This window comes from Citrobacter amalonaticus (genome assembly GCF_037053465.1).
GTDB lineage: Bacteria > Pseudomonadota > Gammaproteobacteria > Enterobacterales > Enterobacteriaceae > Citrobacter_A > Citrobacter_A amalonaticus_H.
The window spans coordinates 261352-274534 of the sequence record NZ_JBALIF010000005.1 but is presented as its reverse complement, the minus strand read 5'-3'; the positions used below and the strand labels follow the sequence as shown (position 1 = coordinate 274534).

Genomic DNA, 13183 nt, shown 5'->3' with positions numbered 1-13183 from the left:
TTCCTAAACTATGATTATTGAAACAAAAATAAAAAACTACACTGTCTTTACCAAGAAAGATGGCAAAAAATACATCGATATATTCAATGATTTTTTGTCACATAACCTAAAAGTAATAAAAGTATTTCGTAGTATTGAAGATACAAAAGTCGTATTAATCGATACAGAATATGGTAAATATATACTGAAAGTATTTCACCCAAAAGTTAAAAATACTGAACGTTTTTTAAAGTCGCTGGTAAAAGGTGACTACTACGAAAAGCTTTTTTATCAGACGGATCGTGTGCGTCGGGAAGGTTTTGAGGCATTGAATGATTTTTATCTTCTTGCTGAAGTAAAAACGTTACGTTACGTACATACCTATATCATGTTAATTGAGTATATCGAAGGTGTGGAACTGGCTGATATGCCAGAAATTTCGCCAGCGGTGAAAGAAAAAATTCAGCACTCCATTCATAAACTACATCAACATGGTATGGTTTCTGGCGATCCGCATAAAGGTAACTTTATATTACAAAATGGCGAAATAAGAATCATCGACCTTTCAGGTAAGCGTCCTTCCCGGCAGCGTATGGCGAAAGATCGCATTGATTTAGAACGGCATTATGGTATTGAAAATAATGATAAAGATCTGGGCTTCTATCTTTTAATTTATAAGAAAAAGTGGCGAAATTTTCTGCGTCGTCTGAAAGGTAAGAGTGTGCGCTAATCTGCAATCTCATCGTCAGAGCATTGCAATTGCTAGATCGAAATGCAAAAATGTTTGTTCATTTTTTAGTCAAACACAGCTTCCTACTTCGTTCATCCTCGCAAAAGATAACCATGAACACTTTCTCCAAAGTTTCATCGCGATTTAAGTTGCATGATAAACATACAGGTTTTATATGAGTAATGTTAAGTTTTTAACTCGTACCGGTGTTCAGCGACTTATAGCAAGCAGAGCATCTGAGAATGTCATCATTTTTTTATCGGGGCCAACTTCCCGAAAGACACCGCTTTCTCTTTTGCGTAACACTGATGTTATCACCGTTAACGGTGCGGCCGAGTACTTACTGAGTAACGATATTGCCCCTTTTATTTATGTCTTAACAGATGCGCGTTTCTTGCTACAAAGGCGTCAGGATTTTTATAAGTTCAGCCAGGGTAGCCAGTATACGATTGTTAATACTGATGTTTATGATGCAGCTTCGGAAGAGGATAAGCAGTATATGCGCACGCATTGCCTTATTCTGAAAGCGTTTTATAAGCGTGAAAAGGGGGGGCTTTACAAAAAACTGAAGCTGGAGTTGCTATCGAAGTGGAATAAAAACCTGTTGATCCGGGTTCCTGTTTCTAAACGCAAAAGGCTGGTGGGATTTAGTAAAGATATTAGCATTGGCTACTGCTCATGTCATACTGTCGCCTATACCGCGATGCAGATCGCCTATTCATTGGGTTATGATAATACCATTTGTTCCGGTCTGGATATTACCGGAAGCTGTGCTCGTTTTTATGATGAAAGCAACAACCCGATGCCTTCTGAATTAAGCAAGGATTTGATTAAAATCGTTCCATTTTTTAAATTTATGCGTGAAAATGTCGATGATTTCAGGATTTATAATCTTTCTGACGATACTGCAATTAGTTATGATATTATTCCGCATATCCTTGCTAAAGACGTCGCCATGTTGTCGCCTAAAAAAAACAAGATGAATAGCACATCAGGTCTTCGTGAACAGGCTGACTCTTGTGTCAGCGAGATTTAACTTCTTTCTCATTGCAGTGTGGTAATTAGCATGGGCTTCGGTGCTTTCCATAAAAAGAAAAGATATCTCATTAATAAAATTAAAATCAATTTTCTATCTTTGTTTTTTACTAAACCAAAATGTATCAAAGCCAATGCCCGGACAATCCAATCCTGCCTGCTTATCCATGATAACAATAAATTGGGTGATCTCATCGTATTAAGCTCGTTGTATCGGGAGTTGGCTAATCGAGGCGTGAAATTATCTGTTCTGACGACGGCGCCAGGGCAGGCATTTCTCTCAGGTAATAACAAGATACATCGCTTTTATATTAAAAAATCCAACAAAATTAGTGATGTACTGGCGTTACGTAAGCAACTCTCTCGCGAGTCATTTGATATCGTACTGGATCCGTTTGAAACCATGCCCTCCTTTGCCCACAGTCTGCTGCTGACCGCCGTCAGAGATTCGCACATCCTGGGTTTTGATAAGTGGTATAAACGTTATTACACTTTCTATCATCCGCACGATGAGAACCTAACGACGCATATGTGTACGCGGGCGACCGAGATCCTGCGTTATTTTTATACTGACGAGTCTGATAAGTTTAATGTGAGTTATGATTTACCCTTATCCGAGACGATCGAAAAAGAAATTATCAAATTTGTCGGTAACACTAAAATCATTATTATTAATGCGTTAGGTGCTAAAAAAATCTGTCGGTTATCCCATGAGCAAATTGACGCAATTTATTCACACCTTTGCCTAAAATATCCTGAATACAGAATTATTTTTACAGGTTTACCCGAGGATATTCGTTCGATTGCAATATCCGGTATTGAATCGCTTCCTTATAAAGAATTTATTTATACCGTTGCGCTGACAAAACGTAGTCAGTATGTGATCTCTGTGGATACCGCCCTGGTCCATATTGCATCGGCTTATGAAATACCCACGCTCGCGCTTTACCCGAATGCGCGACAAACGACCTATCCCTCACACCTCATCTGGGCACCCAATAATAGCAATGCGTTACAGGTGGTATCGCCTACATATACGGTGAAAGATATCAGTCTGGATACGTTGATTGAGTCTGTAGATAGTTTGCTGACAACGCATCAGAAGTGAGCAACAGCTCACTTCTGATAGTCAATTTATTGCTGTGCGATTTCACTGCGTGATCTGTTCTTCAGAAAGAGCAGGAGTACGATAGCGGTTATCAGGATAATCGGAATGCTGCGGGACCAGAGAATGACATCGCTCAGGCCAGTCCCGATAATTGCCAACGTTAACGCAAAAAGCCCAAGAGAACGGTGATAATAAACCGTAAAGAACAGCGCGATATAGAAAAAAAGCGTCGACAGTATGCCGGCGAGTCCTTTCAATGAAGCGGCTTCGATAAACTCATTGTGTAAATGAACATTTGCAAATTCTAATGCACCTTGCAGATAGGTATGTTCAGTCGCTAATTCCGTCATTCGTTGGGCACGCGTATCAGCCGATCGGGCAGAAAATGGGGCTTCTTTAAAAATATCGTAGCCAATCTCATACATTGCCAGACGAGCCCCCAGCGAACTGCTACTGTTACCGCTATTGTATTGCTCGATATCCGAAATGCCCTCATGATACCGTTCGTAAATTGGCTTACTGAATATCGCGATGAGAACGGCCATGGCAACCAAAAAGCTAATTACAGAAAAGAATAATTTCTTCGGGGATTTAATATAAACCGCGACCAGAGTCAGCGCACATATCACAGGATATATCAGTAACGTAGAACGAGTCTGCGTCAGGGCAAGCGCATAAAGCACGGCAACAGCATTTAACAGAAAAAGTAACGGATGATTTCGTTTGGTATATAAAATGGCTATTCCACTGACGATCCCAACAAACACCATCGAATAGGCCGCGCCTGTCGCTGTGCCGATACCAAAATCAAGGCGCGTCATGCCTGTCGTCGATTTCACATAATATGCATATCCTGCGATAATAAATGAGAGCGAATAAAGGCAATAAAGAACCTGCTCTTTCTTAATTTTTATTTTCGATGTCAGTACCAGCAGCGTTAAGAATGCACCAAAAATGAAAATTTTCCCGGTGTTCAGGTAGCTATGATAAGTCGCGCGGAAAGGGGAATTATCTACTTTAAACGCTGAATACCAGGCAATATCGATAATCCCGATGAGAAGGATTGAGAGCGGGAGCAGCCAGTTTTTCACCGAGTAACTTTGTGGCTTTCCGCGAAAGCATAGCGCCAGAATGCCGACGATCGCTGTGATATTAAAAAGCTTCATGCTGAGTGTATTATCAAACAAAGCAACAATCAGGGTCACGAAGCAGAGCAGATAGGCACTCATTTCAAAAGAGCAGGATACCTTTTGGGCGTATGACTTCCATGGACTCATAAGACTCTGGGTTGGCATTCATTTACCTTTAGAATAATGATGATAATTCATTTCGAACTGAATCGGCGCTCAGCATCGCTAAATTGTTTTCCGGGGAACGACACGCTATCTGGTTCTTGCCGTAACCACCAATAAGTCCCGGATCGGTAGGACCGTATAACGTGATATTGGGTCGATCGAGCGCTGCCGTCAGGTGACTTAAACCGGTATCGACAGAAACCACATATTTTGCCCCCGCGAGAACGCGCGCGACCTCTTCCAGACTCATTCGCGGCAATACCGAAACGTGTTCAAATCCTTGTGCTAATCTTTTTGCCCGCGCTTCCTCATGAGGTGCGCCCCAGGGTAATTTTATGCTCATCCCCGTGTCCGCTAACAGCCCAATTAATGCCCGCCAGTTTGCTTCCGGCCAGTGCTTATCATCACGCGTCGTGGCATGTAAAAAAACGGCATAGGGCGGTTCATTGGCATTTGCGAAGGCCAAAAAATGCCGGGCAATAGCATAATCACCCTGTGATGTGGGTTTGTGATATCCCAGACTTTTTGCAAACAGCTCGCGGGTGCGTTCAACGGCATGTTGCTGTCGGGGAATGTGATGACGACGGTTATAGAACAGACTGGCGAGCGGTTCGCGTGCGCTCTGCCAGTCCATGCCGTGTTTTATCCCACGCGCCAGGCGGGTCACCAGCGCCGCACTTTTCACCAGCCCCTGGGCGTCGATGATGGCGTCATAACGTTCGGCCTGAACAGCCTCGCGAAAAGCTCTGCGTTCAGCTTTGATAGGAGCCGAAAACCAGGCCTTACGCCAGCGACGAATCGCCACGGGGATCACGCGGTTTACCGCAGAATGCCAGGATGGTATCTGCGCAAACCCTTCTTCCACTACCCAGTCAAACTGAATATCCGGGAAAGCCTGTTGTGCATCCGTCAGGGCGGGCAGCGTATGTAATACATCACCCATGGAGGATGTTTTGACGATCAGAACCCGCATTCGTCAGGCTTCCTCTTGCAGTAACAGACTGTTTAGCTCTTCCAGAACGCGCGCGGGCGTAATGTCGATCAGACTCTGATGGTAACCTTCGGCAGCATCACCTTTACGCACTTTGTGATAACCCGTAATCAGGCGGATCACGCGGGCTTTATGTGACAGTGGCGGCGTGAAATCCGGACTGCTGGGGCCATAGAGGGCGACCAGCGGACGGTTAAGCGCGGCAGCGACGTGCATCAGACCGGAATCGTTGGTAACTACCGCTTTGCACGCGCCAATCAGAATGACGGCTTGTTCCAGCTGTGTTTCGCCTGCCAGATTGCGACACCACGCCTGCTGCTCGTCGCTTAAGGTTGCGAGAATTTCATTCCCGGCTTCATGGTCTTTCGCCGAACCAAACAGCACAATCTGATAGCCTTCATCAATGAGCTGTTTAGCCAGTTCCGCATAGTGATAGTGCGGCCAACGTTTTGCCGGGCCGAATTCCGCTCCTGGACAAAAGCCAATCATCGGACGTTCGTCAGAAAGAGAAAACGCGCTACAGGTCATCGACTTCTCACCCTCGCTCACCTGCAGTTGTGGCCACATCAGCGGCTGCGGCAGATCTTTTGCTGTGCGCATCACGCCTTTGTCGTAGGCCAGCGCCACGTAGCGCTCAACCATTAAGGGCCAGGCCTCTTTATCCAGCACGCGCGCGTCATTGAGCAGGCCGTAGCGCATTTCGCCACGCCAGCCCGTGCGATGAGGAATACCGGCGAAGAAAGGAATCAGTGCAGATTTAAACGAGTTGGGCAGGACATAAGCACGGTCGTAGCGTTTATCACGCAGACTCTGACCGAGTTTACGCCGTTCACCCAGTTCCAGTGCGCCGTGCCCAAGCGGCATGGGTATCGCCTCGTTGACTTCCGGCATACGCGATAGCAGTGGACGGCACCACGCGGGTGCCATCACGTCGATTATCGCCTGGGGATAGCGCGCCTTGAGCGTGCGATAGAGACTTTGCGACATCATCATGTCGCCTACCCATGACGGGCCGATCACCAGTATCTTCATTCACTTCATCCTTCAAGCTGTCTCTGCGTTGGCTGCCTGCGTTCACTCCGGTCACTTACTCTTGTAAGCTCCCGGAGATTCACTTAGTTGCCGCCTTGATACCGCTCGAATGATTTTGTGAATTTGTAGCGTTGTCGCGATTCAGCCAGGCCATATATTCCGTTACGCCTTCGGCAACGGTCTTGAAGGGCTTATCGTAGCCCGCCGCACGCAGGTTAGTCAGATCGGCCTGCGTGAACGCCTGGTAGCGACCTTTCAGTTTTTCCGGGAACGGAATGTACTCAAGCTCGCTTTTCTTATGATAGGCCAGCGCGGCATCGGCTACGGCCTGGAAAGATTCCGCACGGCCAGTACCCAGGTTAAAGATGCCAGATACGCCGTTTTCGAGGAACCACAAATTCACGTCTGCCACATCGCCAACATAGACGAAATCGCGCTTGAAGTTTTCGCTACCTTCAAACAGCTTCGGCGTTTCACCGTTGTTAAGCTGTGTATTGAGATGGAACGCCACGCTTGCCATGCTGCCTTTATGGCCTTCACGCGGTCCATACACGTTAAAGTAACGGAAGCCGACAATTTGTGAGTTAGCTTCTGGCAGGATTTGACGCACATACTCGTCAAACAGGAATTTTGAGTAGCCGTAAACATTCAGCGGTTTCTCATACTCGCGGGATTCGATGAAGTCAGCCGTGCGGCCGCCATAGGTGGCAGCGGAAGAGGCATACAGGAACGGAATTTCGCGCTCCAGGCAGTAATGCAGCAGCTCTTTGGAGTACTGATAGTTGTTATCCATCATGTACTTGCCGTCCCACTCGGTGGTGGAAGAGCACGCGCCTTCATGGAAAATCGCTTCGATCTCGCCGAACTCTTCGCCCGCCATAATCTGGATTAAGAAATCTTCTTTATCCATATAATCGGCAATGTTCAGATCCACCAGGTTGACAAACTTGGTGCCTTCTTTCAGGTTGTCCACCACCAGAATATCGGTGATACCTTTATCATTCAGAGATTTAACGATGTTGCTGCCGATAAAGCCCGCGCCGCCGGTAACGATGATCATAACTGTAACCTATGAATTATGGAGTCAGAGACAATCTCAGACACGAATGCCTCTTATCATATCACTACATAGCGCAGGCTTCAGCCATTCACCGAACGGTTGTATGGGTACGCGTGATTTATCCTGCATTTTGAAGAAGTGATAATGCGTCATCTCGTATCAACGTCCAGGGTTAGGTAAGATGTGCTGAAATTTGCCCAGTCTGGAGAATCGCAATGCGTGGGGATTTTTACAAACAGTTAAACAACGATCTGGAAACCGCACGTGCGGAAGGATTGTTTAAAGAAGAGCGCATTATTACGTCTGCGCAACAGGCCGATATTACCGTGGCGGATGGAAGCCACGTCATTAACTTCTGCGCCAATAACTATCTGGGACTGGCGAACCATCCGGAGCTGATTGCCGCAGCAAAAGCGGGCATGGATTCTCACGGTTTCGGAATGGCGTCAGTACGTTTTATCTGCGGTACTCAGGACAGCCATAAACAGCTGGAACAAAAGCTGGCGACGTTCCTTGGCATGGAAGATGCCATTCTTTACTCCTCCTGCTTTGATGCCAACGGCGGCCTGTTTGAAACGCTGTTGGGCGCCGAAGATGCGATTATTTCAGATGCGCTGAACCATGCGTCGATCATTGATGGTGTGCGGTTGTGTAAAGCAAAGCGTTTCCGCTACGCCAACAACGATATGCAGGAGCTGGAAGCCCTTCTGAAAGAAGCCCGTGAAGCTGGCGCGCGTCATATACTGATTGCCACCGATGGCGTGTTCTCGATGGACGGCGTGATCGCTAACCTCAAGGGCGTCTGCGATCTGGCAGATAAATACAACGCGTTGGTGATGGTCGATGACTCTCATGCAGTTGGGTTTGTCGGTGAGAATGGCCGTGGCTCCCACGAATATTGCGATGTGATGGGCCGTGTGGACATCATCACCGGGACGCTGGGGAAAGCGCTTGGCGGTGCATCCGGCGGTTACACTGCCGCCCGCAAAGAGGTGGTTGAGTGGTTGCGTCAACGCTCTCGTCCCTATCTATTCTCCAACTCGCTGGCGCCGGCGATTGTCGCAGCCTCCATTAAAGTACTGGAGATGGTTGAGTCTGGCGGTGAACTACGCGATCGCCTGTGGGCCAATGCGCGCCAGTTCCGCGAGCAAATGTCTGCCGCCGGGTTTACCCTGGCCGGGGCCGATCATGCAATTATTCCGGTGATGTTGGGTGATGCGGTGATTGCTCAGGAGTTTGCCCGCGAGCTGCAAAAAGAGGGTATCTACGTTACAGGTTTCTTCTATCCGGTTGTTCCGAAGGGTCAGGCACGCATCCGTACCCAGATGTCTGCGGCACATACTCCGGAACAGATCACCCGCGCGGTGCAAGCGTTCACGCGCATTGGTAAACAACTGGGCGTTATTGCCTGAGGATGTGAGATGAAAGCGTTATCCAAACTGAAAGCGGAAGAGGGCATCTGGATGACCGACGTTCCGGAACCGGAAGTCGGCCACAACGATCTGCTGATTAAAATCCGTAAAACAGCCATCTGCGGCACTGACGTTCACATCTACAACTGGGATGAGTGGTCGCAAAAAACCATCCCGGTTCCCATGGTCGTCGGCCATGAGTACGTTGGCGAAGTGGTCGGTATCGGTCAGGAAGTGAAAGGCTTTAAGATTGGCGACCGCGTTTCTGGCGAAGGGCATATCACCTGCGGACACTGCCGTAACTGCCGTGGCGGACGTACGCATCTGTGCCGGAACACCACCGGTGTGGGCGTCAACCGTCCGGGCTGTTTCGCCGAGTATCTGGTGATCCCGGCATTCAACGCTTTTAAAATCCCGGACAATATCTCTGACGATCTGGCTTCCATTTTCGACCCGTTTGGCAACGCAGTACACACGGCGCTGTCCTTCGATCTGGTCGGTGAAGATGTTCTGGTTTCTGGCGCAGGCCCGATTGGTATCATGGCGGCGGCGGTTGCGAAGCACGTCGGTGCGCGCAACGTGGTGATCACCGACGTCAACGAGTATCGCCTCGAACTGGCGCGTAAGATGGGGATCACCCGTGCAGTCAACGTGTCGAAAGAGAGTCTGAGTGATGTGATGGCTGAGCTGGGGATGACCGAAGGGTTTGACGTCGGTCTGGAGATGTCCGGCGCGCCACCGGCATTTCGTACCATGCTGGACACCATGAACCACGGTGGTCGCATTGCGATGCTGGGTATTCCACCGTCAGACATGTCTATCGACTGGACGAAGGTCATCTTTAAGGGTCTGTTCATCAAAGGGATTTATGGCCGTGAGATGTTCGAAACTTGGTACAAGATGGCGGCACTGATTCAGTCTGGTCTGGATTTGTCGCCGATTATCACCCACCGCTTCACGATAGATGAATTCCAGAAGGGCTTTGACGCAATGCGTTCAGGCCAGTCCGGAAAAGTCATTCTCAGTTGGGATTAATCGTAAAAGGCCGGAATACCCGGCCTTTTTTATGAGGATTATCCGGAAAGTTGTAAATAAATGTCATTGTCATAAATAATTCGTAATTGCGCCGTAGTCTTATATTGCTGTTTACCTGATGTTTATACGCTAAACCCTCCTGCAACCGTTGCAAATGTTATTTTTCAGCCTTAATCGTTTCTTAATACAAAGGCTGTAAAAAGGCGGGTAACTTCAAAGGTATTCGGTGATTTATTATGATGAACAGTACAAACAGACTCAGTGTTATTATTCCGTTATATAATGCGGGTAATGATTTTAAAGCCTGCATGGAATCTCTCATCGCGCAAACATGGACTGCTCTGGAAATAATCATCGTTAATGATGGCTCAACGGATAATTCTGTTGAGATAGCAAAGTATTACGCGGAAAATTACCCCCATGTGCGACTTCTGCACCAGGCGAATGCTGGCGCATCGGTCGCGCGCAACCGGGGGATGGCGGCGGCGACCGGCAAGTATATTGCTTTTGTTGATGCGGATGATCTGGTCTACCCGCATATGTACGAAACGTTGATGACAATGGCGCTGGAAGACGATCTGGACGTGGCGCAGTGTAATGCTGACTGGAGCGAGCGCGATTCCGGGATAACCTGGCAATCTATTCCCACCGACCGCATCTGTTCAACAGGGGTGTTAACCGGTCCTGACTGGTTGCGTATGGCACTCTCTTCTCGCCGGTGGACGCATGTGGTGTGGATGGGGGTTTATCGCCGTGAGGTAATTGAAAAGAATAATATTCGCTTTATTCCTGGCTTACATCATCAGGATATTGTCTGGAGCACGGAGTTTATGTTTAATGCGCTGCGCGCGCGTTATACCGAAGAGTCCTTATATAAATATTTTTTGCATAATAATTCTGTAAGCCGACTGAAACGTCAGGGTAATAAGAATCTTAATTATCAGCGACATTATATAAAAATCACTCGCTTATTAGAGAAGCTGAACAGCGATTATGCCGACCGGATTACGATTTATCCGGAATTTCATCAGCAAATTACCTGGGAGGCGTTACGCGTGTGTCATGCCGTACGTAAAGAACCGGATATTTTGACGCGCCAGCGAATGATTGCCGAGATTTTTACCTCAGGGATGTATAAACGCATGGTCATGAACGTTCGTAGCGCTAAGGCTGCCTATCAGATGTTGTTATGGTCTTTGAGATTATACCAATGGCGCGACAAAACGCGTTCGCATCATCGTACTGCGCGTAAAGCGCTTAACCTGGGTTAGTGGTGTTATCGCGGGGCGCGTTTCCCCAGCCTTGCCACTGGTGCTGGAACCAGTTCACCAGCGTACTCTGGCGGATGCTTTCGCTTAACACGCTAAAGAATCGGCTGGTGTAGACCGGTTCTAACGGTTTTTTCGGTTGACACAATTTCACGCCGTGGAACGGATTACGCGGCGCGTCGTTATTTTTCGGCGACGTCAGATTGGGCGTGGAAGTATCCACCTGCGGTTCATTAAGAAGGCTGCTCGGGCGTACGAGGGTGATATCGGCGGGCAGGTTATACACCATTTGCTGAAGCACACGCACCGTTGACGGGTGCGGATGCCCTATCGCGATGGCGGACCCGTTGCGGCGGGCCAAATCAAGCGCACGATTAAACTGGCGACGAATGTCCGCCTCGTTTTGTGTGTCGTCGAGAAACACCTTCCGCTTAATCACCTTCACGCCTGTTCCTGATGCGGCACGCATCGCCTGGCTGTTGCCAATCGTCATACTGTCGAGAAAGTAGAGATCGTAACGACCAAGCGCCTGCATCACTTTCTGCATACCGAACAGACTGGAGGTCATCGCGCTTCCCATGTGGTTATTGAGCCCCACGGCATAAGGGACTTTACCCACCGCTTCGCGAATGATTCGCTCAATTTCGTCGCTACTCATCTCCGGGCGCAGGGTGTCTTTCTCCAGCGGCTGTTTACTCAGCGGCGCCATCGGCAAATGGATCAGGACTTCATGTCCGCTGTTATGCGCTTTGGTCGCCATTTCCCGGGCATGAGGGGCGTTTGGTAAAACGGCGACGGAAATCTGCGACGGCATCGCCAGCACCTGATTTTCATAGTGGGGACGATAGCCAAAATCGTCAATGACGATGGCAAGTTTGCCAGCAAAAACAGGGGAGGCGAAGGCCATCAGGCTGGCGAATGACAGAACGGTACGACGAAATTGAGGCAAAACTTATCTTCCCAACCACGGCTGTGGATTGACGGCCTGACCCTGGCGACGAATTTCGAAATAGAGCGACGGTCGGCCCTGACCACCACTGCTACCGACCAGCGCAATAGGTTGACCAGCACGAACCTGCGTTCCTACGCTGACCAGTGCGCTCTGGTTGTAGCCATAAAGACTCATGTCACCCTTACCGTGTTCGACAACGACGACAAGTCCATATCCTTGCAGCCAGTCCGCAAGAATGACACGGCCATCGGCAATAGCTTTCACTTCGGTCCCTTCAGACGCACCGATAACCATCCCTTTCCAACGTAGCTCACCTTGTAGTTGTTCGCCATAGCGATGCAGCGTTGGACCACGAACCGGCCAGAAGGCCTGGCCGCGTGGCGAACCCAGGCCGCCGGTACGCGACATCAGCGATTTCTCGCTTTCGGTAGGTTTGTAGGTGGTGCCTTTACGCGTTGCTTCCTGCTGCTTATTGCGCACTGCCTGCGCCTCGCGGGCTTCGCGCTCTGCGCGCGCTTTGGCTGCAGCTTCAGCACGTGCAATGCTGTTACGCAGACGAGATTCGTTGGCGCGCAGTTCGCTGAGCTGTTGCTGTCCCTGCTGAATGGAGGATTCCAGCCCGGAGAGCGTTTTCTTACGTTCGTTACGTGCCTGCTCCAGCTTCGCCTGTTGGGCGCGCTGTTCATACAGCAGCGTTTGTTGCTGGCTCTGTTTCTCTTCCAGCTCCGCGCGTTGTGCGGCGACCTCTTCGCGCGTCTGCTTCAGCTCGTTGATGGTCTCCTGGCGTGCCTGGTTCAGGTAACCGAAGTAAGCCTGCAACCGTTGTCCACGCTGGCTCTCTTCACCGCTGAGAATAAGCTGAATGCCGGTATGTTCACCCTGACGAAACGCGGCATCCAGTTGCGCGGCGAGGCTGCGCTCCTGGTTCGCTTTCTGCTTTTCCAGCCTGGCGATGGACGCGTTCATTTCATCAATTTGTTTGTTCAGTTGCGCGAGCGTGTTTTGCGTTTCTCGCAACTGGCGTGCGGCGGCGGAGATGGCTTCTTCCTGCGCTTTCAGTTGCGCAAGCAGGGTTGAGCGTTGTTGCTGTTGCTGACGAACGGCACGTTCTTTGGCGGCGATATCCGCCTGAATAGACTTAAGCTGATCGCGGTCATCCGCGTGGGCGGAAAAGGCGCACAACAATACGCCAGCGCTCACCACGCTGGCGTAAATCAGGGGCCTGACTGAAAACCGTCGTGTTTTCATGGCCCCGGCTTTGGTATTCATCGCCTTTCCCCTCATGG

General features: G+C 49.2%; 12 protein-coding genes and 1 pseudogene. 7 read left to right on the top strand and 6 right to left on the bottom strand.

Annotated elements, in window-relative coordinates:
• Nucleotides 1-10: 10 nt before the first annotated feature.
• The 4 genes from rfaY (at nt 11) to WB371_RS23795 (ending at nt 3041) form a co-directional block, all read left to right on the top strand.
• Nucleotides 11-709, top strand: a complete 699-nt coding sequence (gene rfaY, locus WB371_RS10950) for a lipopolysaccharide core heptose(II) kinase RfaY (protein WP_336220089.1) — start codon at nt 11-13, stop codon at nt 707-709.
• Nucleotides 710-884: 175 nt separating this feature from the next.
• The gene (gene waaZ / locus WB371_RS10945) at nt 885-1745 is read left to right on the top strand and encodes a 3-deoxy-D-manno-oct-2-ulosonate III transferase WaaZ (RefSeq protein WP_336220088.1); all 861 of its coding nucleotides are present in this window, start codon (nt 885-887) and stop codon (nt 1743-1745) included.
• Nucleotides 1746-1775: 30 nt separating this feature from the next.
• On the top strand, nt 1776-2852 hold the full coding sequence (locus tag WB371_RS10940; protein ID WP_336220087.1) for a glycosyltransferase family 9 protein: 1077 nt from the start codon (nt 1776-1778) through the stop codon (nt 2850-2852).
• Between the two features lie 105 nt (nt 2853-2957).
• Complete coding sequence (locus tag WB371_RS23795; RefSeq protein ID WP_420704042.1) at nt 2958-3041, top strand: hypothetical protein; 84 nt, start codon at nt 2958-2960, stop codon at nt 3039-3041.
• Nucleotides 3042-3094: 53 nt separating this feature from the next.
• Here the strand turns inward: WB371_RS23795 and WB371_RS23790 are convergent.
• The 4 genes and pseudogenes from WB371_RS23790 to rfaD form a co-directional block, all read right to left on the bottom strand.
• Nucleotides 3095-3622, bottom strand: a pseudogene (locus WB371_RS23790) (O-antigen ligase family protein); the annotation flags it as partial.
• Between the two features lie 535 nt (nt 3623-4157).
• Nucleotides 4158-5120 (bottom strand): lipopolysaccharide heptosyltransferase RfaC, encoded by a 963-nt coding sequence (rfaC, locus tag WB371_RS10930; RefSeq protein ID WP_336220085.1) that lies wholly within the window; start codon nt 5118-5120, stop codon nt 4158-4160.
• 3 nt (nt 5121-5123) lie between these two features.
• Nucleotides 5124-6170 (bottom strand): ADP-heptose--LPS heptosyltransferase RfaF, encoded by a 1047-nt coding sequence (gene rfaF, locus WB371_RS10925; protein ID WP_336220084.1) that lies wholly within the window; start codon nt 6168-6170, stop codon nt 5124-5126.
• Between the two features lie 79 nt (nt 6171-6249).
• Nucleotides 6250-7230, bottom strand: a complete 981-nt coding sequence (gene rfaD / locus WB371_RS10920) for an ADP-glyceromanno-heptose 6-epimerase (protein WP_336220083.1) — start codon at nt 7228-7230, stop codon at nt 6250-6252.
• A 215-nt stretch (nt 7231-7445) separates the two neighbouring features.
• Between rfaD and kbl the strand changes: the two genes are divergently transcribed.
• The 3 genes from kbl (at nt 7446) to WB371_RS10905 (ending at nt 10948) form a co-directional block, all read left to right on the top strand.
• Nucleotides 7446-8642: a glycine C-acetyltransferase gene (kbl, locus tag WB371_RS10915; RefSeq protein WP_336220082.1), complete on the top strand. Its 1197-nt coding sequence runs from the start codon at nt 7446-7448 to the stop codon at nt 8640-8642.
• 9 nt (nt 8643-8651) lie between these two features.
• Nucleotides 8652-9677: an L-threonine 3-dehydrogenase gene (gene tdh, locus WB371_RS10910; RefSeq protein ID WP_336220081.1), complete on the top strand. Its 1026-nt coding sequence runs from the start codon at nt 8652-8654 to the stop codon at nt 9675-9677.
• A 236-nt stretch (nt 9678-9913) separates the two neighbouring features.
• On the top strand, nt 9914-10948 hold the full coding sequence (locus tag WB371_RS10905) for a glycosyltransferase (protein WP_336220080.1): 1035 nt from the start codon (nt 9914-9916) through the stop codon (nt 10946-10948).
• Here the strand turns inward: WB371_RS10905 and WB371_RS10900 are convergent.
• Both WB371_RS10900 and envC read right to left on the bottom strand, forming a co-directional pair.
• Nucleotides 10935-11894: a divergent polysaccharide deacetylase family protein gene (locus tag WB371_RS10900; protein ID WP_336220079.1), complete on the bottom strand. Its 960-nt coding sequence runs from the start codon at nt 11892-11894 to the stop codon at nt 10935-10937. The two genes, WB371_RS10905 and WB371_RS10900, sit on opposite strands and share 14 nt — an antisense overlap.
• Before the next feature lie 3 nt (nt 11895-11897).
• The gene (gene envC / locus WB371_RS10895; RefSeq protein ID WP_336220078.1) at nt 11898-13181 is read right to left on the bottom strand and encodes a murein hydrolase activator EnvC; all 1284 of its coding nucleotides are present in this window, start codon (nt 13179-13181) and stop codon (nt 11898-11900) included.
• Nucleotides 13182-13183: the final 2 nt, after the last annotated feature.